This window comes from Actinopolymorpha singaporensis (genome assembly GCF_900104745.1).
Taxonomy (GTDB): domain Bacteria; phylum Actinomycetota; class Actinomycetes; order Propionibacteriales; family Actinopolymorphaceae; genus Actinopolymorpha; species Actinopolymorpha singaporensis.
The window spans coordinates 2,387,222-2,411,404 of record NZ_LT629732.1 but is presented as its reverse complement, the minus strand read 5'-3'; the positions used below and the strand labels follow the sequence as shown (position 1 = coordinate 2,411,404).

General features: G+C 65.9%; 19 protein-coding genes and 1 pseudogene. 8 read left to right on the top strand and 12 right to left on the bottom strand.

Features of this window, described 5'->3' with window-relative positions; genetic code table 11:
- Nucleotides 1–36: 36 nt before the first annotated feature.
- Complete coding sequence (locus BLU27_RS28935; RefSeq protein ID WP_157728412.1) at nt 37–327, bottom strand: hypothetical protein; 291 nt, start codon at nt 325–327, stop codon at nt 37–39.
- Nucleotides 328–570: 243 nt separating this feature from the next.
- Between BLU27_RS28935 and BLU27_RS10920 the strand changes: the two genes are divergently transcribed.
- Complete coding sequence (locus tag BLU27_RS10920) at nt 571–1,473, top strand: Gfo/Idh/MocA family protein (protein WP_092657546.1); 903 nt, start codon at nt 571–573, stop codon at nt 1,471–1,473.
- A gap of 97 nt (nt 1,474–1,570) precedes the next feature.
- Here BLU27_RS10920 and BLU27_RS10915 read toward each other — a convergent pair whose 3' ends face one another.
- The 5 genes from BLU27_RS10915 to BLU27_RS10895 all read right to left on the bottom strand — a co-directional run bounded on the left by BLU27_RS10915 (nt 1,571) and on the right by BLU27_RS10895 (nt 7,434).
- Nucleotides 1,571–1,996 (bottom strand): phytanoyl-CoA dioxygenase family protein, encoded by a 426-nt coding sequence (locus tag BLU27_RS10915; RefSeq protein ID WP_197681772.1) that lies wholly within the window; start codon nt 1,994–1,996, stop codon nt 1,571–1,573.
- Nucleotides 1,997–2,131: 135 nt separating this feature from the next.
- A complete protein-coding gene (locus BLU27_RS31200; protein ID WP_092652944.1) occupies nt 2,132–2,818 on the bottom strand; it encodes a G5 domain-containing protein in 687 nt (228 codons plus the stop codon).
- Nucleotides 2,819–3,270: 452 nt separating this feature from the next.
- On the bottom strand, nt 3,271–3,702 hold the full coding sequence (locus tag BLU27_RS10905) for a hypothetical protein (RefSeq protein ID WP_157728410.1): 432 nt from the start codon (nt 3,700–3,702) through the stop codon (nt 3,271–3,273).
- A 2-nt stretch (nt 3,703–3,704) separates the two neighbouring features.
- The gene (locus BLU27_RS10900) at nt 3,705–5,513 is read right to left on the bottom strand and encodes a GxGYxYP domain-containing protein (protein ID WP_172804930.1); all 1,809 of its coding nucleotides are present in this window, start codon (nt 5,511–5,513) and stop codon (nt 3,705–3,707) included.
- 241 nt (nt 5,514–5,754) lie between these two features.
- On the bottom strand, nt 5,755–7,434 hold the full coding sequence (locus BLU27_RS10895) for a GH39 family glycosyl hydrolase (protein WP_157728408.1): 1,680 nt from the start codon (nt 7,432–7,434) through the stop codon (nt 5,755–5,757).
- 259 nt (nt 7,435–7,693) lie between these two features.
- Here BLU27_RS10895 and BLU27_RS30855 point away from each other — a divergent pair, with 259 nt between their 5' ends.
- The 4 genes from BLU27_RS30855 to BLU27_RS10880 all read left to right on the top strand — a co-directional run bounded on the left by BLU27_RS30855 (nt 7,694) and on the right by BLU27_RS10880 (nt 13,541).
- The gene (locus BLU27_RS30855; RefSeq protein WP_277869292.1) at nt 7,694–7,819 is read left to right on the top strand and encodes a hypothetical protein; all 126 of its coding nucleotides are present in this window, start codon (nt 7,694–7,696) and stop codon (nt 7,817–7,819) included.
- Nucleotides 7,820–7,898: 79 nt separating this feature from the next.
- Nucleotides 7,899–10,508, top strand: coding sequence for a sugar-binding protein (locus BLU27_RS10890; protein ID WP_092652936.1), 2,610 nt, complete (start codon nt 7,899–7,901; stop codon nt 10,506–10,508).
- 144 nt (nt 10,509–10,652) lie between these two features.
- Nucleotides 10,653–12,644, top strand: coding sequence for an ABC transporter substrate-binding protein (locus BLU27_RS10885; protein ID WP_092652934.1), 1,992 nt, complete (start codon nt 10,653–10,655; stop codon nt 12,642–12,644).
- Between the two features lie 42 nt (nt 12,645–12,686).
- Nucleotides 12,687–13,541: a phytanoyl-CoA dioxygenase family protein gene (locus BLU27_RS10880; protein ID WP_092652932.1), complete on the top strand. Its 855-nt coding sequence runs from the start codon at nt 12,687–12,689 to the stop codon at nt 13,539–13,541.
- 341 nt (nt 13,542–13,882) lie between these two features.
- On the opposite strand, the gene BLU27_RS10875 is transcribed toward BLU27_RS10880, so the two are convergent.
- Nucleotides 13,883–14,212 (bottom strand): phospholipase D-like domain-containing protein, encoded by a 330-nt coding sequence (locus BLU27_RS10875; protein ID WP_197681771.1) that lies wholly within the window; start codon nt 14,210–14,212, stop codon nt 13,883–13,885.
- A 322-nt stretch (nt 14,213–14,534) separates the two neighbouring features.
- Here BLU27_RS10875 and BLU27_RS10870 point away from each other — a divergent pair.
- Nucleotides 14,535–15,237, top strand: a pseudogene (locus BLU27_RS10870) (IS110 family transposase); the annotation flags it as partial.
- A 383-nt stretch (nt 15,238–15,620) separates the two neighbouring features.
- Here BLU27_RS10870 and BLU27_RS10865 read toward each other — a convergent pair.
- From BLU27_RS10865 to BLU27_RS10850, 4 genes are all read right to left on the bottom strand, one after another.
- On the bottom strand, nt 15,621–17,273 hold the full coding sequence (locus BLU27_RS10865) for an extracellular solute-binding protein (protein WP_157728404.1): 1,653 nt from the start codon (nt 17,271–17,273) through the stop codon (nt 15,621–15,623).
- A 106-nt stretch (nt 17,274–17,379) separates the two neighbouring features.
- Nucleotides 17,380–18,288: a carbohydrate ABC transporter permease gene (locus tag BLU27_RS10860; protein ID WP_092652928.1), complete on the bottom strand. Its 909-nt coding sequence runs from the start codon at nt 18,286–18,288 to the stop codon at nt 17,380–17,382.
- Nucleotides 18,288–19,151, bottom strand: coding sequence for an ABC transporter permease (locus BLU27_RS10855; protein WP_092652926.1), 864 nt, complete (start codon nt 19,149–19,151; stop codon nt 18,288–18,290). Before BLU27_RS10855 ends, BLU27_RS10860 begins: the two co-directional genes overlap by 1 nt.
- A gap of 178 nt (nt 19,152–19,329) precedes the next feature.
- Entirely contained in the window at nt 19,330–20,238 is a 909-nt protein-coding gene (locus BLU27_RS10850) for a phytanoyl-CoA dioxygenase family protein (protein WP_206744647.1), read from the bottom strand.
- A 920-nt stretch (nt 20,239–21,158) separates the two neighbouring features.
- On the opposite strand from BLU27_RS10850, the gene BLU27_RS10845 reads away from it, so the two are divergent.
- A complete protein-coding gene (locus tag BLU27_RS10845; RefSeq protein ID WP_092652922.1) occupies nt 21,159–21,509 on the top strand; it encodes an ArsC/Spx/MgsR family protein in 351 nt (116 codons plus the stop codon).
- Between the two features lie 242 nt (nt 21,510–21,751).
- On the opposite strand, the gene BLU27_RS10840 is transcribed toward BLU27_RS10845, so the two are convergent.
- Nucleotides 21,752–23,031 (bottom strand): IS3 family transposase gene (locus BLU27_RS10840; protein ID WP_092652920.1). Its coding sequence is split into 2 segments (ribosomal slippage): nt 21,752–22,728 and nt 22,728–23,031, totalling 1,281 coding nucleotides; the frame shifts between segments, so codons are not numbered across the junction.
- A gap of 216 nt (nt 23,032–23,247) precedes the next feature.
- Between BLU27_RS10840 and BLU27_RS10835 the strand changes: the two genes are divergently transcribed.
- Nucleotides 23,248–23,901: a hypothetical protein gene (locus BLU27_RS10835; protein WP_092652918.1), complete on the top strand. Its 654-nt coding sequence runs from the start codon at nt 23,248–23,250 to the stop codon at nt 23,899–23,901.
- Nucleotides 23,902–24,183 lie beyond the last annotated feature (282 nt).

Here is a 24,183-nt window from a genome sequence, read left to right as displayed (position 1 = left end):
CTTCCCTGGTGACGGCGGATGAGCACACCGGGTGGATCAGCGGTAGCTTTCGTGGCCGCTGCCGCGGGCGCCGGTCACGGTCAGGGCCGCGGACCGCTGGTCGATCTCGTCGAACTCGCTTGGGCTGAGTCGAGCTCGCGGGCCCAGCCATCCCTGCTGCGCACGGCTGGCCTGATACATGCCGATAGCCGCAAGCTCGACGACTGCTTGGGCAAGTTGGATGTTGCGTTCAGTGAAGCTGTCCGCCCTCACCGCGAGGACGGAAGCGGTGCCAAATGCTGGTGTCGCCGAGCGCCAGCGGCAATACCAGCGTCGCGCGAATCCCACTCGAGCGCACGTACGGGAAGGCCACCCAATTGGACGCCGACATGGTGGCCGGACTGGTGCTGGGCGGAGTGTTGACCGCATCGCTTGGCCGGCCCTGGCGCTTCTTCATCCTCGCGCCGTTGGGCGTCGCCGCGGTGGTGCTCGCGCCCTGGTACTGCAGGAGAGCAGGGACGAGTCCGCACCCCGGCCCGACGTGCTGGGCGCGGTGCTCGCGGTTCCCGCCCACGCTCGTAGAGTGAAGTGGTGGTCGTGGCCGTCGGCCTCGCGGGAGCGGGGCGCCGAGCCGCCGGGATTCATGCCCCGGCCATCGCGGGCTGTCCGAAGGTGCGGTTGGCTGGAGTTTGGGGGCGTTCGCCCGCACTGATCCAGAACCTCGCCGAGCGCACCGGGACGTCGGCATACACCCGCTACGCCGACTTCCTCCGAGACTGCGATGCGGTCGCGTTCGCCGTGCCCCCGGCGGTGCAGGCCGACCTCGCCGTGAGCACGGCACACGCCGGCAAGGCTCTTCTGCTGGAGAAGCCCCTGGGCGGCGACCTCGCCGGAGCCGAGCAGGTGGCGGACGCGGTGGCCACCACCCGCGTCGTCTCCCAACTGGCGTTGACATGGCGCTACGCCGTCGCGGTGCGGGAGTTCCTGACCTTCACCGCTCCACGTGCCAGGCCGCAGGGCGGCAGCGGACGGGTGATCTCCGGCGTGCTCGCCGATCCACGATGGGCAAGCCTCTGGCAGGTGGAGCGCGGTGTGCTGAGGGCGTACGGAACCGATCTTGTGGATCTCCTCGACGCGGCACTCGGCCGGGTGCTCGCGGTACGTGCGCACGGTGACCCCGGCGGCTGGGTCGGGATCATGCTCGAGCACGAGGGCGGGCACTTCAGCGAGGCGTCGCTGTACGCGCACATCGAACACCGCGCGGACGGCCACGCCCACGTGTCGAACCGTGCCGAGGTCGAGGTGTTCGGCCCGGGTGGGGCGGCCGACGTCGACTGCCTGACGGGTGTGGACCAGGACGCGTTCAAGACGATGTACGACGAGTTCGCGACGGCGGTCGAGAACCACGCCTCACCCGAGCTCGACGTACGCCGGGGTCTTCACCTGCAACAGGTTCTCGACAACGCGGAGACGGACCTCCTCCGGCAGGTGTGACGCGCGGGAAGGGCCCCGGCAGGATCGGCCGGTCAGCCGAACGGCAGTGGGTCGTAGCCGGCGCCGTAGGGTGCGTCGGGCCGTTCGAACTCGCCCATCAAAGCCCGCGCATGGGTGTGGTGCGTTCCAGGAAGCCGCCCGAGTTCGTGAACCGGTCGGCCGGGCGTACCCATGGCGGGCTGTAGACGTAGTGCGCGGTGAAGCGGTCCCGGTCCCCGTCGTGGCGGTACGTCCGGTGCCAGACACCGTTGTGGAACACAAGCACCGACCCGGTCGGCGCACAGATCACGTGCCCGATCGGCGTGTCCCCACGAGCCGCCCGGATGTCGGCGGGCAACGGTACCGAGCTGCGGTGGCTGCCGGGGATCAACTCCATGTTCCCGGTGCCCGGTCGCGTCTGGTCCGCCAGCAGGAACGACACCCACAACTGGATCAGCGCCACCGGGTAACCGAGCTTGCCGAAGTCGTACGCACCCGAACCGTCCTGGTGCCAACCGCCCGTCCCGCCGTGCGCGGGTTGCATCGTGTTCCAGCTCGCCTGCAGGACGACGCCTGGTGTGGATAGCTGTGGCAGCTCGACACCTCACCCGGAGGTCCTCACCCATTCCAGATCATCGAGCTCGTGTCTCCCCGTGACCAACCTGTGTGGGCAGTACAACTAGTCACACCCATATCCATCACCATCGCGGTCGAGGTCGTAGATGTCTGTGCCGACGACCTTCACGGTGCCATATACGTACGCGGGGCCGTTGCCGCTGCCTCCACCGCAGTCGACATCGCTGGCGATTGGCACGCAAGCGCCTGTGTAATTAGGATCACACGCAGATTTGGGTTGTGGGGCGGGACGAGGGACCCGTGTGCCGCGGAGTGTTACCTGGGTGACAGGCTCTCGCACCGTGGTGTTCACAAGCGTTCTCCCGACCTCGACGCCACCTCTTACAGCAATTCGAAACACCTTGGTCCGGAGCCCATTCCGGCCGTTCTGCTTTAGCCTAATGGTCCCCTTTTTAAGGGCCGCAGAGTTTACGGTCCGCGACTCATAGGGGATGGTTTCAGTCGTGCGTACGACCCGGTAGACGGTAGTGGGTGTCGGCGACGGCGTGCCCTGAGTGAGAGCCGCCGGGGACGGTGTTGAGGTGGGAGTTGGGGTTTGTGACGGCGTTTGTGACGGCGTGTGAGACGGCGTTGCAGTGTTGGAGGGTGTAGCCGAGGATACAGCGTCGTTTTTCTGCTCAGCACCACAAGCGGCCGTGCCCCCGCACAGAAACAACAACGCAGTTAGGGCGACGACATGTCCCAGCCTAGGTCGTCGCCCGCAGTTTCCCAGTGTCTTGACGCGTTCCATACAAATCCCCCGTTCATCGTGGTTCAGTCTCTGCTTTACAGAGCCAAGGTTCAATTGTGACGTAGACTTTTGCAGGCAAGAACGTGCAAAGAAGAACGCGATTGCCCGCCCATTGTTTCCCGATGCGTTCGGCACAGTCACACCAGCAGGGCGAGACGAATCCACTACCCCAGGCCTCGATCCAGGCCGACCTGTTGCCGACACAGCGGAAGTCGGAATTTACCTCATCAAGTCGGCGTCAACGTTCCGTGAAATTCAGACTTTCCTGGTCGGGCATGCCCGCGACAGCGCCACTCCGGAAGTCGACACGGTCCGAACGCGGCAGCGGCCACACCGATCCAACGGATACGCAACCAGCTCTCCCCTCGCGGCCCGCACCCCCTGCGCAACCATCCAGGGGAACAACGCTCCGTGGTCCCGATGGGTTGCGTGTGGTTTTCCTCATCGCGGCGTCATCTTGCCGTACGGCGGCGTACTGCCCGCCCCTGGTAGAGCCCGTCGCCGTCAGGCGTCCAGTAGGTGAAGTACTGGGTCCCCTTGCAACCGTAGGCGAGGCTGACATTGACCTGCCAGAGCAGCTCTGCCTCGGTGGGTAGGCGGAAACCGAAGTGCTGGCAGGCCAGGATGAACACCCATGAAGGTAGCCCGGTCTGCAAAGGACTTGTTGCGTACGAGCACCCAGTTGTAGAAGTAGTCTCCCGGACACCCGGGCTCGGGCCGACGAGCATGTAATGATCAAAGGAGATGAGAGCTGGCTCTACCTCCGCAACAAAGCGATCCAGGTATTCCTGGTAGGTGGCGGTGCCCGGTCCACCGTCCGTTCTGGGCCGCTCCACCAGTAGCTCGGCGCCCGCACGACCTTCGTCCACCGGCGGCACGCGCATCGTCACAGGGGACGCCACAGTCCTGGCGCACGCCGAGGATGCCGTACGACGAGGCCTCGAGTTGCCGGCCGCCTTCGACGTCCCCGACCGCACCATCTGGGGGCGCGGCTATCGCACCGAGGCCCGCCGTGCAGTTGACCTCGATGCAGCGCAGTCCCACCAGCTTCCACCCTTGTGCAAGATGCGGCTTCAACTCGGTCCGTTCTGGTCGTTCGCTGTTCTCCAGAGGTGGTCGAACTCGTCGGCTGTGACGAAGACGTAGCCATCTGGTTGGAGGAGGTCGGCGACCCGTCGCAGTCGCCGAGGCCCGTAGTGCAGCTGTAGAACATCGCTTGGACGAACCTTCCCCCGGCTGCGTTCGTACGGATCTGGTCAGCGAGCCACTGCGCTGCGGCTTCGTCGTTGGTGGTGTCGTACGGCGGGTACCACGCCTGGTTCGGCCAGCGCGTGAGGGTGTGGTGAACACTGACGCCGCCCGCGGCCATCCGGTTTGCATTGGCTGGGGTGGTGCCGTCGTTGCGTCCCATGTCTGCAAGGACAGCTGTCACCTTCGGCATGTGGGGGACGATCGTGTCGTCAACGAACGTGTCGTCGGCATCGGTCCATGGCGTCCAGGGGTGGGAGTACAGCCCGAGCATGTCCATGTCGAGGCCGGACATCCGTTCGTCGGTGGCCCGGAAGTACTCCGCGACCGCTTCGTGCTCGGTGACCCGACGGCCGTCTTGGTCGACCGGGCTCGCTGAGCCGTACCCCTCCAGCGGGTAGCAGTACCCGGCCCCGGAGATCGAGGAGAAGAAGTAGTCGTTCGGTGTGGCGGTCTCGTACAGCCATTGCAGGATCCCGGGAAGGAGCTTCCGCGCCGCTGGTGTGATGCCGTACGACAATGGCACCTTCCCGCGAGTCGGGTCGTCCCACTGGAAGAACCGCAGCCCGTACTGCAGATAGCCGGGCGCGTCCCCGCTCTCGATCATGATCAGCGCCACGTAGGTCACGTCCGGCCGGTAGGGGCGGAAGGTCTTGCGGCGAGCGGGCTGGCGCTCGAATACCGTCGCGTCGACCGGCGCGGCCGCGTGGAAGCTGTAGTTGCCAGCCCAGTCCGACACCCAGGTGTACTTCGCGTACGTGCCGGCCAGCCTGACCCCCGCGTACTCCCCCACTCCCCGCGGAGCGCCGTCGTCGCTCACCGCACTCCAGAACCCCAGGACCGGAATGTTCGCAGGTGCATCGTGCAGCAGCCTCTCGACGTGCGCCTCCAGATCCGGGCTGTGGTCGGGGTCGTCCGGGCCTGGCAGCCAGAACGTGTGCAGACGGTGCTGGACGGCGTAGTCCCGTTGGAAGTCGTGCGCGACGGACGTGTGGAAACAGCACAGCATCGCCCGGCTCTGCCTCGGCCAGCAACGCTTGTATGCCCAGGCGTAGGCGCCGGCCGCATCGGCGAACTTCCCGCGCAGGTCACATACCACCGGCAGGTCCACCTCGGGCAGTTGGTCCGGGTAGACGATCAGAAGATTCTCCACACCGGCGACGTTGGTCGCCACGTTGAGCGTGTGCTCCTGCTCGGGATCGACGACCACGAGCCCATGGGCAGCATCACGGAAGGCGGCGATCAGCCGGTACGGATCGTCGTAGCGGTGTTCTTCCTTGACCCAGGCCTTGTCCATGTACCACCGCAGGTAGCCGTGATTGCTGCGTACATCGTCCCAGCTCTGTAGCAGATAGATCTCCGGTCGGCGGCGCGCAACCAGCCCCTGCAACGAGGCAAGCGCCACCCGGACACCCTTGTCTTGGCCGTCGAGGTCGAACGTGCTCACGACCGCCCTGAAACAGGTGTCACCGGTCGGTTCCAACTTCTGCCGAACGAATCCATCGCCCATCCGCGGTCCGAGTGGTGCCGCGCCTATCGCCGCCCCATAGGCAAGGAGCTCCCTCCGCCGAAGTTGTCGGCCGATCCACGAATCGGGGGGCATGAGGCCTCCAGTCAGGTTCTCGAGGTGCTCAGCGGATGTGAAGGCACTGGCGCAAGGTGTCGTTGACGGCGACGACGTGGTCTGGTCAGCTCGCGGTGGCGTTGATCCGGAGGGGGATGGAGTGCGTGGCGTCGGCGCCGGTCACCTGAACGTCCGCGTGGTAGGCGACGTCCGTCACGGCTGAGGTGGCCGAGATCTCCCATGCCGCGCTGGCCACGCCTCCGGTCTCCAGGTCCGCGAACTCCTTCGCGCCAGAGACGAGCCGCACCTGCCAGTCCCCGGGAAGGCCGACCAGCCGCAGGACCCCGCCGATCGCGGCAGGGGTGGTGTTGACCAGGCGGGCGGTGGCGGTGAACGTCGACCCGACGGTGACGCTCGGCGCGCTCGCGGACAGCCCCAGCCACGGCGCCCTCGCATCGCCGGCATCGACGAGGGTGTGGGCGACGGCGGCGCCGGGGGCGAGCCGCACCGTCTCGGTCAGCTGCCCGGTGTGCCCGTCGACGCGTCGCGCCGCGACGACCTGCCCGGACGTACCACTCACCATCGACACGACAAGGATTCGGTCGCGCCCGTCGCCCGGAAGCTCCATCGTGAACCGGGTCGGCTGGGTTCCGGCCGCGAGGGCCGGGTCACGCCAGTACACGACGCTGAAGCGACGGCCGTCCCCGTCGCGGGTCGCCACCACGTGCTCCCCAGGGGACCGGGCGCCTTGCGTCCGGACGCGCAGAGTCTCGCCTCGGGCATCGCGGAATATCCAGTAGGGCCAGTAGTTGCGATCGAACACCGAGCCGTCGCGGCGGACCAGGCCGAAGGTGTAGGTGCCCTCGCGATACTCCAGCAGCGTGAACTGGTGCCAGCCGAGCAGGTGGCCGCCGTTCTCGATGAGGGAGAACTGCCGGCTCATCAGGTCCTGCACCTTGAGCGCGTCGGAGTCGAAGAACGACTCCGACTCTGTCACCATCAGCTTCGGGTCCGCCTTGGTGGTGTGATCGCGGATGTAGGACTCCCACAGCCCCAGGTCCGCGACGACCTTGGCTGGGGTGTCGCCGTAGGAGTGGTAGACGAAGAAGTCCATGTGCTCGCCAGCCGCGTCGATGAACGCCTTACCGTAGTCGTAGTAGCCCTCGATCCCCGGCGAGAACACCGGTCCGCCGACCAGCACTCCCGGGAACCGGGCGTGGATGAGGTCCGCGGTGATCCGAAACAGCTCGAAGTACTCCTCGTCGCTGCCGAGCCAGAACTGTTCCAGGTTCGGTTCGTTCCACACCTCGACATGGCGGACGCGCAACCGGTAGCCGGGGTCGGTGCCCTCGCCGTTGAAGTGTGAGACGACGTTCGCCACGATGTCGGCCCACGCCCTCGGGTCGGTCGGCGCCTCGTTCAACGCTCCGGTCCGGGTGAGCCAGCCGGTGTTGTACGCGCACAGCAGTACCGGCTCCATGCCCAGACCCTCGACGTGGTTGACGTAGGCGTCGCCGGTGTTGTCGACGAACCGGAGCATCTGGTCGGGGCGGAACTCTCCCGGCGCCGGTGAGGCCTGGTTCATCATGACCTCGATGCGGGCCTGCGTTCCTACCGGGTGGAGCTGGCGGTAGCTGTCCAACGCCAGGGCCGACCCGTCGAGCTTCAGCTGGGCGTAGCCGGTGCAGCTGAACAGGGCCCGGTTGAACGCGCCCGTCACCGCTCTGGTGTCGACTTCGACCGTACGCACCGAACTCGACGCCTGGGCGCTCACGCCACCCAACGCCGGCAGCGCGGCCCCCACCGTGGCGACACCTGACAGCTGCAACACCCTCCGCCGCGGCAACGCGGCTCCAGCTCCACCCTGTGCGTGCGGGCGAACCTCAGGCGGGTGCGACATCCGCCACCTCCATCTGTCGTTGGTCGATGAGGACTGCGCAGCCCAAGTGTCACCAAGCGTAGTGCCGTGGCTGGACGAGGTGACGGCCAAGTACGGACCAGTCCCACGCCGTCGGGCCTGTCTCTCACCTACGCTCCACGGTCGAGACCGCGGAGGTGACCGCGTGACCGGTACGCACGTCGACCTGTCCCACCGGCCGCCGACTCACCCTCCGCTCTACGAGGCTGAAGCGGTCACCATCCCGGCCGTGCGCGCGGAGCCCGCGCGGCCGGGGCTGGACTCGATCTGAGCACGGAGCGCCGAGAACGCGGCCCTGAGCTGGCCGCGGAACCTGACAGTCCGAGGAATCTGGGTAAGGAGAGGTCGAGATGAACGCGAGGGCGAACACCCCGAAATGGTCGCGGCGGCGGTTCCTCCAGCGCGGCGGTGGCCTGGTCCTGGCCTCCTCGGCGCTGGGATCCGGACTGGTGCCGGAAAGCATCCACCGCCTGCCACACGCCTGGGCTGCGACACCGGTCACCCTCGACCTCACCGACGTACAGCCCGGGAACGTCTTCGCGGGCGACGAACCGATGCGCCTTCGTGAAGTGCTGCGCGACCCCTCCGGCCGGCCCAGCACCTACGAGGTCGAGTTGGTCGGCAGGGACGCCGACGGGATCATCGTGTCCCGCCACACCCAAACGCTCCGCGTCGCCTCGGCCGAGCCGGTGAAGTACGTCGCACCCGTCGGAGCCGACGCATACGGCGCCTACACCGCCGACGCCACGCTCCGCGCCAGCGACGGAACGACGGTCGCGACCACCACCACCGCGCTGGCTCGGGTGCCCCAATCGCCGGACCGGCTCCAGCCGGACTCGCCATGGGGCATCGGCGGTGGCGGCTCGTTCATCGGGATCCGCTTCGACGAGACCACCATCGCCACCCGCCTCCAACTGGTCGCCGAGGCGGGCATCGCGTTCAGCCGGGAGGAGATCTTCTGGGACACCATCGAACCCAGCGAAGGCGAATGGCACTGGGAGCGGTTCGACCCGGCCGTCATCGCTGCGCGGAACAAGAAGGTTCTCTTCCTCGCCCTGCTGGACTACTGGGCGAGCTGGTCGCTGCCCGACGGCTACCAGGGCCAGTCCCACCCGACGCCCTGGGCGGAGGCCATCGACAACTTCGCGAACTACTGCTTTCAGGTCGTGTCCCGTTACAAACCGGGAGGCACCCTTGCCCGCGTCCTCGGCTGGGACGACGACTACGGCATCCGCCACTGGGAGGTGTGGAACGAGCCGCCCACCTTCTGGTTCGGCACCGCCGAGGAGTTCGGCCGGCTAGTCCGCGCCGCCTCCGCCGCGATCCGCCGCGCCGACCCGGATGCGTTCGTGGTCGTGTCCAACGGCGGGGAAAGCTTCGACCAGCAGGTGGTCGACGTCGCCGGCATCGGCTCCTACGACGCCATGGCCATCCATCTCTACCCGGGCCCGGCCGGACCGGAGGAGGGCAAGTTCGTCGAGCAGATCCACCAGGCACGCACGTTCCTGGACCGCAACGACGGCAGGCAGGTGAGGCTGTGGGTCACTGAGACGGGCTGGAACGTCCACGGCGGTGTCTCGCCGTGGGAGCAGGCCGCGTACATCGTCCGCGCCAACGTCGAGGCGGTCGCCGCGGGAGTCGAACGGGTCCTGGACTTCACCCTGCAATACGGCGGTGAGGGCTGGGGAATCCTCGACGACGCCCTCCATCCCCGGGTCGCCTACGCCGCCTACGCGGCCCTGACCGACCGGTTGCGCGACCACCGCCCCTCCGTGGGCGTGCCCATGGGGTCAGCCGTCCGGGCCTACGTGTTCGGCGCGGAGCAGGGCGCCACGGCGGTGGTGTGGAGCACCGCGGAGAACGGCAGCCTGAACCTGCATGCCGGTGCGCACCAGATCCAGCCCCACGACGTCATGGGCAACCGCCTCGACACCGGACGAGGCCCCGTGGAGGTGCCGCTCACCGGGCGGCCGGTCTTCCTGGTAGCACCCGGCCTCTCCCCCGAGCGGCTCGCCCGGATCGTCAAGGCCGGCTCCGTCCACGGCCTGACCCCGCTGGACATCGGTATCGACAACCTCGCCGACCTGCCCGTGAACCTGCCCGACCTGACCGTGACGATCACCAACCGCGTCAACGTCGACCAACACGGCACCGCCACCCTCACCCTGCCCGACGGCTGGAGCGTCGCAGAACCCGAACTGCCCTACGGGCCACTCGCACCCGGCGCGTCGACCGTCCTGCGCTACCGACTCCAACAGGCCCCGACGAACCCCGACAACACCTACCCCGTCCGGATCAGCGCGACCACTCCCGCCGCGCCCGGCGTGGTCACCGCCCAAACCACCCTGTTCGTCACCGCCGTCGTACGCGGAACACCCCCCATCGACGGGACCCTGGACGGCTTCCGGACAGCCGCACCGGTGCACGTCCAACGCCCCGACCAGGTGGTCGGCATCCCGAACTGGACTCCTGCCGGATGCTCGGCGACCGCCTGGGCGATGTGGGACGAGGACAACTTCTACTTCGCCGTCAGCGTCACCGACGACGTGTTCCACCAGCCGTACACCGGTGGCGACATCTGGAACGGTGACAGCGTGCAGCTGATGTTCGATCCGGACAACGTCAAGCAGGGCATGCCCCCGGGCGCCCAGGAGTACGGACTGGCTCTGACGTCCCAGGGCGAACAGGTGCACCGCTTCAGCGGCGGGTCGAGCGACGTCCCCGGCGCGAGGCTGGTGTGCCGACGCGGCGAGAACAGCGGGATCGTCTACACCTTCGCCCTGCCCATGACCGAGCTGGGCATCGAACCGGGCGTCGGCACCCGGATCGGCATGGACTTCCTCGTCAACGACAACGACGGCTCCGGCCGGTCAGGCTGGATCTACTGGACGCCCGGCATCGGCAACGCGTGGGACTCCTCGCTGTTCTCGACGTGGACGTTCGTCGGCGAGCGGCTCTGAGAGTGGCGGCGGGGCCCTCCGCCACGTCAGTTGCTCCGACGCGTGGCCAACTTCCGCAATACGCGATGGGCGCCCGCCTGACGCATTGACCTTGCGCGGTCCCAGAACAAGACTCCTGGCGAGGTGGGATCACATCACGGAGGTATGAGCATGAGTGCTCTCCCATCCGAGACTCCCCGTCCCTCCAGGAGGTTCGTCCTCCAAGCTGCCGGGGCGGGCCTTCTGGTCACCGCATCCGCTGCCGCCTGCGACCTGTCCACCAGTCCCAGGTCCCGCCACGAACAGCACGGCGGCGGATCCGGCGACACGCGCGAAGCTCCCGCCCTGGCCGAGCAGGTCAAGGCAGGCAAACTTCCGCCCTTGAGCAGGCGGCTTCCTGACAAGCCGCTGGTCGTAACCCCTGTCGAGAAGGTCGGCACGTACGGCGGGACCTGGCGCACCGGCTTCCTGGGCCCGGCCAACAGCTACTGGATCTACTACACGGCCGGATACGAGGGCCTCGTGCGGTGGGACAGCAAGTGGAACCAGGTCGTCCCAAACGTCGCGGAGTCGGTCGAGGCGTCCCCCGACGGCAAGGAGTTCACCTTCACGCTACGAAAGGGCGTCAGGTGGTCCGACGGGAAGCCGTTCACGGCGGCGGACATCATGTTCTCCTGGGAAGACTGCATGCTCAACAAGGACCTCTTCCCCATCCCGGTCAGCTTCATGGTCAGCGCCGACGGAAAGCCGGCCCAGCTCACGAAGGTGGACGACCACACCTTTCGCGTCAGCTTCGACACGCCGAACGGCCTCTTCCTTCAGCGCATGGCATCACAGTCCTACGGCACGGTGTTCGGAGACACCGCGAGCTATCCGCGCCATTACCTGGGGAAGTCCCACCCGAAATACAACCCGAGCGCCAAGCAAGACGCCAGGAAGCAGCACTTCTCCAAGTGGACGGAGTTGTTCCTGTCAAAGGCCGACTACACGACGAACCTTGACCTGCCAACCCTCAACGCCTGGCACCTGACCTCACCAGTGGGCAGGGGAAACCAGGCCTCGGTCGGGCGCAACCCGTACTACTGGAAGGTCGACACCGACGGGAAGCAACTGCCCTACATCGACAGGATCGTCTACGACACCGCAGGCGACCCGAACACAATGCTCCTGAAGGTCATGAACGGCGAGTATCAGTTTCACTACCCGGTCGTCAACACCCTGCAGAACAAGCCCGTCATCGCGCGCTACCGTGACCGGGGTCGGTACAAGATCTTCCCGATGACCTTCACCCGGATGAACTGGATGGTGATCGCCCTCAACCTCACCCACAGGGACGCGGCGACGCGGCGCACCTTCCAGAACAGAGACTTTCGTATCGCGCTCTCCCATGCCATCAACCGCACCCAGCTCATCGAGGCCGTCTTCCAGCGAACAGGCAAGCCCTGGCAGGCAGCACCGCGTCAGGAGCAAGCCGAGTTCTACGACGAGGAGATGGCCACCCAATACACCGAGTACGACCTCGACAAGGCAAACAAGCTGCTTGACGCCGCCGGTTACGAGCGCGACAAGAACGGCGCCCGCCTGGGCGCCGACGGCAAACCGATCTTCATCACCTTCGACGTCAACAACGGCGACACCCAGGCGGTGGACGCGCTCGGATTCGTGCGTGACGACTGGAAGAACCTAGGTATCCACATCGAAATCAACAGCATCGACCGTTCCTTGTTCTACACCCGCAAGGAAGCCAACAAACACGACGCGAGCGTGTGGGGCGGCGACGGCGGCCTCAAGGACGCCATGCTGGACCCGCGATGGTACTTTCCAGCGAACGCGGAGTCGAACTACGCCGTTCCGTGGGCGACATGGTTCACCAGCCGTGGACAGTCCGGCGAGAAGCCACCGGCCGCACCACTCCGGCAGATGCAGCTGTACTGGAAGCTACTCGAAGAGCCCGGCGCCGACCGTCGCACAGACATCTTCCGAGAAATCCTCAAGATCGCCAAGCAGCAGTTCTACGTGATCGGAACAGTACTTCCCCTGAGCGTGTACGGCGTCAAGACCGACAACTTCAAGAACGCGCCGGACCCGATGATCCTCGCGTACCTTCACCCGGACCCCGGCCCCGACAGGCCGGAGCAGTTCTTCCTCAATTCCTGAGAAGCCATCGCCTCGGGTGAGAGCTCACAGACAAGGAGTACTATGACCGCCGCCAAAAACGAAGAGTCGTACGTACTGAACTACCGCCTCCGCAGTCACGATTTCGGTGACCCACACCGAACGATACGAGTGCACGCGTCACAGGAAAGCATCGGCCGGCTCGTCGAGGATGGGTATCTGTTGCGGGAAGGCATGATAGAACGAGACCAACTCGAAGCCCTGCGGACCGCGCTCGACGAGGTGGTGGAAGCCGAGTCCGGCGCCCGGTCACCGAAGGCCGACAGTGAAGGCTCCCGACGATTTGGTGGCGTCTTCGTCCGGCATCTCATGGACAAGCACCCAGCCTTCCTCGACCTTCTGCGGTTCGAGCCAATCCTGTCGGTCGTTCGTGCGGTCCTCGGACCGCAGGTGCAGATGCGCGGGGTGTCCGCACGGGTCGTCTATCCGGACCAGCCGGACCAGGAGACCGAATGGCACTTCCACCAGCGGCTCATCCCAGACCCGCTGCCGCCGTTCTTCAGCCGCCCGCACACCGTCGAGGCTCTGGTCTACCTCGACGAGGCGGATGACTCGAACGGTCCGCTGTGCGTCGTGCCGGGCTCTCACCAGCGGATCGGGCAGGACCTTCCCCTGGACGACTACGCAGACAAACCCGACCAGGTGGTGCTGCGAGTGCCGGCCGGAGGATGCGTCTTCGCTCATGGAGCTCTCTGGCACCGCGCCATGCCCAACCGTCCGGACGGGACCGTCCGGCGTCTGCTCATCCTGGGTTACGGGCCCACGTGGATGAAATCCTCCATCTACGGAGAACGACCCGCCCATCCCCTGACCGACAGCCTGCTGCCCGACGCCGACCAGGAGACACGCGAACTCCTCGGCGTCGACGGGTGGATGTGACAGCGCTGGACCGCTCGTTCCCCAAGCTCACCACCGCACCTGCCGGCACCGCCGGCCCACCCCCGCCATCGGTGGCGACCGGACCGGAGCCGCGCACCGAGCATGACACGCATGCCGCAGGAACCATCGCTGTGGTGGCCGCCGTGTAGACAGTTGCGGTCTGTGAGGATGACGCCGCGTTACGCTCCGTGTTGACGCGGGCCCTGACCTGGATTGACTTCGATCTCTGCGAACGACTGCCGGCGTGTCGGTGCCGCCATCGCCCGGCTGGACCGGGCGGTCGCACCGCCGACCACCAAGGCCGTTCGCGGTCGTCGGCGATCCCCCCACGCTCGTCCGCATCACGGACGAGATCCATAGACCTCGCTCATCGGCTGCCGCTGCGGGTCGCCGTGGTGTTCGCTGGTGTCGCGCCGGCTGTGGCACAGGTCGATACCGCCGGCGAATGCCACGTCCCGCTCGGGGTGTCGGACGTGCCGGACGACGACGAACTTCTGATGATGAGACCCGCCCGGACGCACCCGCATGTCGCGGATGCACTCACCGCCCGCGGCATTGATGTCCTCGCCCAAATGCCGGTTCTGCTCCGCGCTGAACGCCAACCGGTCCCAGTGCGAACGCCAGATGAGCCCCTTGACGACCACACCGCGGCCGACGGCTTCACACAGCACGCGCGACACCTCGGCGCCCGGCTCGTCGAGACGCTCGTCGGGCCCGGGCGTGGCCGTCGTACGCGGACGCCGCTGAGGGTGTGCCCCCGTTACCTTTTTGATCGTCCCCGGTCGGGGACTCCTCGGTCGCCCGGCTCGGTATGACTTACTGCCCCAGTCGTAGGCATGATCCGGGGTTTTGTCGCCGGGTCGGGTGGCGTCAGCGGACCGCTGATAGGGACACGGCCACCTTCGGGTAGGTCTCTTCGTAACGTGGCTGCCGGCAGCCCGGCGCTTGGACCAGCGGCTGAAGGAAGTGGCACGGGACTGGGAGGCGAAGGGCGTGCACGGCGGCTACGGGGTGTTCCTCGGGTTGGACCTGGGCAAGGGTGATCACCACGCGGTTGGGCTGGCTCCAGACGGAACGCGGCTGCACGACGACGCACCGCTGCCCAACACCGAGGCCAGGCTGCGGCAGCTGTTCGACAAGCTCACCACCTAGGGCTCGGTACTGGTCGTGGTCGACCAGCCCGCCTCGATCGGTGCGTTGCCGGTAGCGTCGCCCGCGCCTGTGGCCATCAGGTGGCCCACCTGCCCGGTCTGGCGATGCGGCGGATCGCCGACCTGCCCCCCGGCGCGGCGAAGACCGACGCCCGCGACGCCTACGTGATCGCTGACGCGGCCCGCACCCTGCCGCACACCTTGCGGCGGGTCGACACCGGTGAGGAGACACTGGCCGAACTGGAGGTCCTCGTCGGCTACGACGACGACCTCGCCGGTGAGGCCACCCGCCTCGCCAACCGCACCCGCGGCCTGCTCACCCAGATCCAGCCGGCCCTGGAACGAGTCCTCGGTCCGAAGGTGCAGCACCCGGCGGTGCTGGAGCTATTGGCCCGCTGCGGCGGACCGATCGGACTTCGCAACGCCGGACGCCGCAAACTCACCTCGATCGCGGTCAAGAACACACCCCAGATGGGCGCGCAAATGCCGAGGCGATCCAGGCCGCGCTGGACGAACAGACCGTCACCGCCCCGGCACCATGTGCGGAGCTGGGGTTCGTGTCGTACCGCTCCTGCGACACCTCGGGTCCGAGGTGGCGCAGGAGGACACCACCGACGTCGACGGCCAGCACACCGTTACGCCGCACCTCACCTTGCTATTCCGGACCAGCCGGAGTGGGTGAGCACATACGTCAGGTCGGCCAGCCACCCCCGGTCCGGAGCCTGGGCGGTGAAGTCCCGCCGGGACCAGATCGGCCGGCAGGCGGTCTCAGCACCCTGGGTGCCCGTGGTCGTGCCGGTCCTGTAGCGACCTGATCCCGCGCACCCCCTCCGTACCATCGGCCTTCGACGTTGCGTCGGGCGACCGCCTGCCCTTCCGATTGTTACCTGACCCCTGGTGGGGTGCTCGACCGTCAGCGCTCAGCTCGTCACTTGCATTTCTGGAGGGCGTCCTGGAACTCCTTGCGAGCCTGGTCGCCGCCCTGGCGCTTCCAGGTCTTGATGACCTCGTCGAGGTGGGACATCGGCTGGGCGCCCGTCGCGATCCGGTTGAACGCGTCCTGCTCCATCTTCACCAGGCTCGCCGCGTTTTGCACCCATGCCGGCGAGTAGAGGCCCTGGGTCGGGTCCGCCGTCGCGCCGTCGAGTGACTCCTCCTGCCAGTGCTGCATCCGCTCGGCCTCGCCGGGCTGGTTGGCGTAGAAGTAGTTGATCTCACCCGGGCCGCACAGGTAGTTGATGCCGTTCGCCCAGTTCTGGTTGCCGTTGGACACCGCGACCGGCGCACCCTTCACGTAGTTGAACATCTTGCCCTCGATGCCCTTGTACATGAAGGTGAACTCCTCGCTGCCGAAAGGAGCCGCCCAGTACTCCATGATGTGGATCAGTTCGACGATCTTCTTCTCGTCCTTGACGGACGACGGGATACCGCCGAAGCCGTAGCTCGCCGTTCCGATCGCCATCGCGGGTTTCCCGCCGTCGTGACCTGGCGGCAGCCATGGTTGGGGATTCGCCTTCGGGTTGTTCTGCCTCGTCTGGGTGTAGTCGGTGTTCGGCTGGTTGCCGAAGAAGCCCCACCCACCCTGCGTGAAGAACCCCGTCCGTCCACCATGGAAGAGGTCCTGGTTCTGGTTCAGCGTCAGGGTCAGCGCGTCGGGGTGGATCGCGCCCTTCTTCCAGAGCTTGTTGGTGAATTCCAGCGCCGCCCTGTACTCCTCGGTCTCGAAGTCCTTCTGCAGGGTGCCCTCCTTGCCGAGGCGCCAGTTGTTCGGAGCGCGGAACATGCCCATCCACATGCTCTGGCGCAACCCGTCCAGGCCGTAGGTGTTCCTCTTCCCGTCACCGTTGGGGTCCTGGGTGGCGAAGGCGACGAACATTTCCAGCACTTCGTCGGCATTCTTAGGGTTGTCCACGCCGAGCTTCTCGGCCCAGTCCTTGCGGTACATGCCGAGCTGCCCGTTGACGGCCTGGATCGGATACGGGACACCGTAGAGCTTTCCCTGGAACGAACTGCCCTGCCACGTCAGCGGCGGGATCCGCTGCAGGTTGGGGAAGTCCTTGAGCCCGTCACCGCTGAGGTACTGCGTCAGGTCGTGGAACGCGCCCTGGGCGATGAACTTCTGGAAGCCGGCACCGTTGTACTGGCCGTTCTGGTTGAAGTTGATGTAGGTGATGTCCGGGAAGTTGCCGCTCGCAGCCAGGGTCAGCAGCTTCGTGGCGTAGTCCGGCGACGGCGCGAGAGTTGGTTGCAACTTGACGTTGAGTCGCTTGTTCAGCTCCTGCCACCACGGGTTCTTGCCCAGCCCCGGCGGCGGCGAGCTGAAGAGGATCTGGAACGTGGACACCGTGCCGCCCTTGCCGGGGGGCTCCGGCATCGTGACGTACGGCTTCGGGTAGGCCGTCCACGCGATCGGCGTGTTCTTGACCTTCGACACGACCTCCTCCGGTTGGTGCTTCACCGTGCTCGCCGGAAATTTCAGCTCGGAGACACAACTGGCACTCGACGAGCCCGCCTTTCCGCACCCGCCCAGGAACGCCAGGCCCGCTCCCGCGAGTCCCGAAAGGAAGATCCTTCTGTCCACTCTCCCACCAACGCCGATACCTGGGCTTGGTAGATCGCCAGATTCCATCGCTGTTCACCTTCCTGGAGCATCGACGGGCATCTAATTGGGGCCGCGTTGTCGCTTCTCATCCCTTGACCGCACCTGACAGAACGCCCTGTGTGAAGTACTTCTGCAGGAAGGGATACACGAGGATGATCGGCGCGGTCGCGATGATCACGACTGCCATCTGCACGGTCTCCGCCGGTGGAGCCGGCTGGCCGACCTGCTGACTCTGTGCGATGTTCTGGCCCTGAAGGACGAACAGTCGCAGGACCAACTGGATGGGCCACTTTGTCGTGTCGTTCAGGTAGATGAGCGCGTTGAAGAAGTCCGACCACAAGGCCACGCCGTAGAACAACGCGACGACGGCCAGGACCGCCTTCGACAACGGCAGGATGATGTGCCAGAACACCTGGAAGGGACCGGCCCCGTCGATCCGTGCTGCGTCGGTCAACTCGTCGGGGATGTTCATGAAGAACTGCCGGACGACAACCAGGTTGAACGCGCTGATCAGTCCGGGCACGATCAGGGCCCCGTAGGAGTTGAGCATCCCCAGGTACCGAACGAGCAGGTAGTTGGGGATGATGCCGGCGCTGAACAGCAGCGTCCCGAGCACCATGAGCAGGACGAGTCTGCTTCCGGGTACCTGCCGGGTGCGGGTCAGCCCGTACGCCAATGTCGTCGTCATCACCATGCTCACGACGGTGCCGACGACTGTGACGCACACGCTCACCAGCAGGGCGCGGGTGACCACGCCACCGGCCAGAATCTGCCGGTACGCCTCCAGCGTTGGGTGTTTCGGGATCAGCGTCACCGACGATCCGGCAAGGTCCGCCTGGGTGGACAGGCTGACCGACAGGACGTAGAGGAACGGGAACAGCATCACGCCGACGATGACCGCGATGGTGACGACCTTCGTGATACTGGTGCCGACGGACGCCTTCTCGATCCAGATCGGCCGGGACGCCCGTGGCGGTGCCGTGCGTAGTGCCATCAGAACACTCCATCCTCACCGAGCAGGTGCGCGACCTTGTTCGCCACGACGATCAGGATCGTGCCGACCACACCCTTGAACAAGCCGACGGCGGTCGCCAAGCCCCAGTTGCCGCCCACGACTCCCTCGAGATAGACGAAGGTGTCGAGGACCTGGCCGGCCTGCTCACCCACCGCTGGCTCCTGCAGGAGGATCTGCTCGAACCCGGTGGTCAGGATGTTTCCGAGGTTGAGAATCAGCAGCAGGATCGCGATCCCTTTGATCCCCGGCAGGGTGACGTGCCACATTCGACGGATCGGCCTGGCGCCGTCGACCACGGCCGACTCGTACAGCGCCGGGTCGATCTTCGTGAGGGCCGCGAGGAAGATGATCGTGCCCCAACCCACGTACTTCCACATGTACTGCACGACCATCATCGGCTTGAACAGCTCCGGATTGCTCATCAGGTTGATCGCACCGAAGCCGTGGTCGGCCAGCGCCTGGTTCAGCAGGCCGTCGCCACCAAGCACGGACTGCCAAACGCTGACCAGCACGACCCAGCCAATGAAATAGGGCAGATAGACAATCGTCTGGATGACCCGTTTGACCGTCGGCGAGAGAATGCTGTTCAGCAGAAGGGCAAGTGCGATGGGAGCGGGAAAGAAGAAGATCAGCTGGAGTCCGTTGATGACGAGCGTGTTAACGAGGGCCTGACCCACCCTCGGGTCCTGGAAGAGCTGGACGAAGTTGTTCAGCCCGACCCACTCGCTCTGGATGATTCCCTGATACGGCGAGTAGTTTTCGAAGGCCACGATGTTGCCGGCCAGCGGCAGGTACCGGAAGACAACGAAGAACAAGAACCCGGGCAGGATGAACAGATACATCGCTCGTTCCTGCCACACTCGCGACCACAAGGACACGTGCCGGGAATCATCCGGACGCGCCGGAAGCTTGCTCCTCTCGACAGTGTCCGAACTCGTTGCTGAGCCCTGGACGGCCACCTCCGACTCCCTTCGTACACCCGACACACCGGCGCCCTCGCGCACGGAGGCCGGTCATGGTTCAGTCCCAGAGGTCGACGCCCAGGAGCTTGCGTCCCAGCGGAGTCAACTCGGCGGGCGCAGATCGCTTCTCTTCGATCCCGCGTGGATCGCCCGGGAACGCCGCGCCGGACGGGTGGGTGTTGGCCTGCCAGCACTGGATCCGCTGTTGACGCGCAGCCTCATCGGTGCCGACGGGATTCATGCTGAGGTACTGTGCGAACCGCGGACGCTGTGAGGTGTTGTGGCCGTTTCCATGCAGGAGTCGGGTCGTCCAGATCAGCAGGTCGCCGGCCGCGAGCCGGGGCCTTGTCACCGTGTATGCCGAGTAGTCGGGGTTTCGAGACGCGATCCGCTCGGGCGTCTGCGTCTTCAGGTACGCCTCGAGGTCCTGGTAGATCTCGGGGACACACTGGAAACCGCCCATGTCCGGCTCGGTGTCGGTCAGCGCGAGCACACCCTGGACGCGAAACGGGATGTCGGGATACTGTGTCATGTCGGTATCCCAGTGGATCATGCCCTTGTGGTCGTACTCCGGATAGCGCGGATCTACCGGCGGCTTGAGTCCGACACGGTCGATCGACACCGAGAGCCTGTCCGTGCCATGAATCGCCTTGAAGATCTCATAGACCCGTGGGCTCTGCCGGATGTTCCACATCGACTGGTAGTGATACATCTCCACCATGCCCACCGGCCGGATGACGTCCGGCCGATACCACGAATCCGGGTCGTCCGGGCTGGCGCCGGTGTGTCGCCACATGTCGTCGATGACCGCCTGCAGATCGTCGGCGGGAACCGCGTCATGCACGATCACGTATCCGTACTTCATGATCTGGTCGCGCCACTCCGCCGAGTCTCTCTGATCGCAACTCGGCTCCCGTGTGGACGCAGTCATTACGTACCTCCTGTCGACTCCGGAATCACTAGGCACCGAGTAACAAGGCGAGTCGTCCGACGATCGTCGGACGTCCGCCTTTGTTGGTCGGTCGTCACAGCTGGTGCGTTGCTGCGGTTCGTCGAAAGAAGGGGCGAGTGTCGGTTGGGCCCTGTGGGCACAACAAGGCTCCTGTTCGGAAGACCGTCAGGTCATCAGCGCCCGTTTATGAGTCCGCATGAGAAGGTCGACTTCAGTGTCGACCGATATTCGTTGACTACCATTTGCTCCAAGGCATAAAACTTAATCGCCATCGGCGGCTGCAATTCGATGAGGCGACTAACTTTTCTGGCGCCAAACAAAGACAATTTCGTGTTGCATTCATCAGTGATTGAACGAAGAACTGCGGACAACCTAATCCTCGGGTCGGACCCGGTCAACGCGTTGACCGTCAATGGTCAGGGGCGGTCGTCGCCGGTCACAGGCATGCATCTGAAGCCCTCCCCGCATCCTGTCGGGATCCTCCAACCGGGCTGCTCGGTGGGGAAGAGGGACCCTGCAGCTGCTCGACGTCCTGCGCGTCGGGACTTGACCCTCAATCCTCAGAGCGTTGAAATCGCAGTGACCGCACGCTCAACGTGGCGACCAACGTCGCCCGGCGTGGAGAATCTTCTGCGCCCAGGCGTCGAGTTCGGTGCGTACGGTCGAAGTCGACACCAGAGCGGTGACGGGCGCGTTCAACCGGGCCCTGTGGGCGTTCCAGTCGGTGATCACGGCGACCGGCGCGATGGCGTTGACGCGGATACCGTGCGGCGCACCTTCGAACGGCGGCCGCGCGAGTGAAGACTTCGAACCGCGCTCATGGTTGCGTCATACGACGTCTGCTGCTCACGACCGCCTGGCGACTCGCGGCACATTGCTGGTACTGATGCTCTATCAGCCGACCGAGACCACTTCTGACGTGGAGGACCTCACCCGTGGAGATCTGGATCAACCCGGCCTGTTCCAAGAGTCGTACCGCCACCAAGGCGCTCGACGAGGCCGGGCTCGCCTACACGGTCCGCCGCTACCTCGACGACCCGCCCACCGCCGCGGAGCTGGCCGATGTCCTGTCCCGCCTGAACCTCGAACCCTGGGACCTCGTCCGCCACAACGAACCCCAAGCCAAACCTCTCCGTGAGGTACCCCGCGACGCCGCACACCGCGAGACCTGGATCGAAGCGATGGTCGCCCACCCCATCCTCATCCAACGCCCCATCCTCACCGCCGACGACTCCACCACCGCCATCGCCAGGGACCCCGAAACCCTCTCCAAGTTCCTCCCCTGACAGCCGAGGCGGAGGCCAACGCTGACCTGGTTCGACTTCGATCTCTGCGGATGGGTGTGTCCGACTGGCAGCGAATGCTGATCTCGGGCCAGCCAGGTTCGATCGAGCAAGCGTGATCAATACCTCCTGCGAGTGCCCTCAGGCCTGGCCGCAGATGCTCCGGGGTCATATGACTGTCAAAACCAGCCTCGAGATGTGACATCCGGAGGTGTGAATCGCCCTGGGTCTTGTGGAGGCTCTGGCTATGTGATTCCGGCCAGGGGCTTGTCGCCCTGTTGGGTAGCGTAGAACGCTGCTTCGAACTCGGTGGGCGGTAGGTCGTTGAGGTAGCCGTGGAGCCGGGTGGTGTTGTGCCAGTGCACCCAGCCCAGGGTGGCCAATTCGACGTCGTCGACGGTGCGCCACGGGCCCGTGTGTGCTGGGCCGCGGATGAGTTCGGTCTTGTAGTAGCCGTTGACCGTCTCGGCCAGGGCGTTGTCGTAGGAGTCCCCGACCGTGCCGATCGAGGGCACCGCACCGATCTCGGCGAGCCGTTCGCCGTAGCGCACGCTGGTGAACTGCGACCCGGCATCGGAGTGACAGCGCAGCCCACCCAGCCGGGTGCCCCGTGACCATCGGGCCATCTCGATCGCGTCGAGCACCATCTGGGTGCGCATGTGGGAGGCGACCCGCCAGCCCACGATCGCCCTCGAGAACGCGTCGACGATGAAGCACACGTAGGCGACACCGGCGAAGGTCGGCACGTAGGTCAGGTCGGTCACCCACAGCTGGTTCGGCGCGGTGGCGGTGAAGTCGCGCCGCACCAGGTCCGAATGCCGCGGTATGCCCTCACCGGGACGGGTGGTGATCACCCGTTTACTGCGGCGGGCGCCGGCGATGTGTTCGGCCCGCATCAGCCGGGCGGTCTGGTCCCGGCCGATGTCGTGCCCGGCCCGTCGGGCCGCCTTCCACAACTTGTGTGCCCCGTAGACGGAGTAGTTGTCCTCCCACAGCTTGCGCAGTACCGCCCGCAGCTGTGCGTCGCGGCGTGCCCGCGCCGACGGTGTGCGGGACTTGATCGCGTAGTAGGTGCTGGACGCCACCCGCACTCCTGCGGACCGCAGGACCGCGCAGATGGGCTCGACTCCAAGCTCCCTACCCTCAAACACCACGTGACGGTTCGCGTCGATGAAGGCAGCTACTTCTTGTGCTGGCGGTCGAGCTCCGCCCCGAAGAAAGACGCCGCACGCTTGAGGATCTCATTCGCCCGGCGCAGCTCCCGGTTCTCCTGCTCCAGCTCAGCGATCCGCGCAGCTTCAGCCGAGGTCATCCCAGGCTTCGCGCCGTCGTCGATGTCGGCCTGACGCACCCACGTCCGCAGGGACTCCACCCCGTAGCCCAACTGTTCCGCGACCCGCTGCACCGTCCCGTGCTCAGACCCCAACTCGGTCCGCAACGTGCGCACCATCCGCACCGCCGCAGCCTTCTCCTCTGGGCTGTACCGCCGCGTCTGCGGCTTCCCAGGCACCTGCTCCTTCGGCATGGCTCCATCCTCATATCCAAGGTCAGGAGCCTCCAAGCGACCCAGGGCGATTCAGTGCCCGCCAAGAGACTTGTCCGGACGCGGGGGTTCTGTTCGCTTGTCACCGGGGCATTGCTGCGGTACGACGTTCAGGAGCGTTGACATCGACGCAGCAACGGGGTGACAGACCCGAGATGCCGCTCGAAGACCACGACACGACTCATCCCTGGGGAGCCCATGGCCACAAGGAAGGAACCTCACCTCCTCTACCGCGGCGAACACCTCGCTCCTGAACGTCTGGCGCAACTGCCCGGCTTGGGCAAGAACGGACATGGAGTCGTCGCAGCCGGTCTGCACGACGACCCGGATGAGGCCGTCGTGTTCGACGACGTACAGAGCTTCCTGCGGTGGTTGCCGGCCGGCCCGGCGCGAGAACCGATGCATCACTCATTCGCCAAGGCCGCGGAGCTGCGATCCAGTCGCGCGGTCACCGAGGAGCAGTTCGTCCATGACTGGCGCGTGAGGAACGAGTCAATCAAGCCTGCGTTGTCGAAGCTGGCCGCCGACCTGGGGATTCCCAAGGACTCACCGCAGCTGTTCAAGGAGGCACACGAGCGCGGCATTCTGCACACGATCTTCGTCTACGACCAGCCGTACGGGAAAGGTGCGTGGACGTTCTACGACGGGCCGGTCCCCGTCTTCGGATGGACTGGATGGGACAACCGGATCCAGTCTTACCTACCCTTCGGCTTCGGCGGGATGTGGTCGGACAACTGGTTCTGGGGGCCTGCCGTGGCCGTAGGCGGTATCGGCGCGGTCGTGACATTCGAGGGCACCCTGCTGGGATGGTTCAGCCGACGCGCCTCATCGGGATACATCTCGGGTCCCTGACCAGCGCCTCCCCAGAGCCAACGCCTTGATCTCGTGACGCTCCTCGACGCCACGTGATTGCCGAGATTTGTGACTTCCTGGGTATGTCGGCCGAGGACGAGCTGCGTGTCGCGTGGACTGACGGAGATTGTGCGAGACTTCTGCGCCGGTTCAGAGCCATCACAGGCTTGGACCGCCACGGGTCGTCTGACCTGGGCAGCCACGTCGCCGGGTCGGCAGCGGACGCCTGGCCGGACTCGCGCCTGCACTACGAGAGCGACCCTGACGAGGTTGCCGCCAAGA

What these genes read in the sequence shown, in the direction of transcription:
- BLU27_RS10905 (WP_157728410.1), bottom strand. Translation starts at nt 3,702, where the DNA reads ATGCGCGTGCCGCCGGTGGACGAAGGTCGTGCGGGCGCCGAGCTACTG.
- BLU27_RS10880 (WP_092652932.1), top strand. Translation starts at nt 12,687, where the DNA reads ATGACCGCCGCCAAAAACGAAGAGTCGTACGTACTGAACTACCGCCTC.
- BLU27_RS10885 (WP_092652934.1), top strand. Translation starts at nt 10,653, where the DNA reads ATGAGCATGAGTGCTCTCCCATCCGAGACTCCCCGTCCCTCCAGGAGG.
- BLU27_RS10855 (WP_092652926.1), bottom strand. Translation starts at nt 19,151, where the DNA reads ATGTATCTGTTCATCCTGCCCGGGTTCTTGTTCTTCGTTGTCTTCCGG.
- BLU27_RS10915 (WP_197681772.1), bottom strand. Translation starts at nt 1,996, where the DNA reads ATGCAACCCGCGCACGGCGGGACGGGCGGTTGGCACCAGGACGGTTCG.
- BLU27_RS31200 (WP_092652944.1), bottom strand. Translation starts at nt 2,818, where the DNA reads ATGGAACGCGTCAAGACACTGGGAAACTGCGGGCGACGACCTAGGCTG.
- BLU27_RS10835 (WP_092652918.1), top strand. Translation starts at nt 23,248, where the DNA reads ATGGCCACAAGGAAGGAACCTCACCTCCTCTACCGCGGCGAACACCTC.
- BLU27_RS10890 (WP_092652936.1), top strand. Translation starts at nt 7,899, where the DNA reads ATGAACGCGAGGGCGAACACCCCGAAATGGTCGCGGCGGCGGTTCCTC.
- BLU27_RS10860 (WP_092652928.1), bottom strand. Translation starts at nt 18,288, where the DNA reads ATGGCACTACGCACGGCACCGCCACGGGCGTCCCGGCCGATCTGGATC.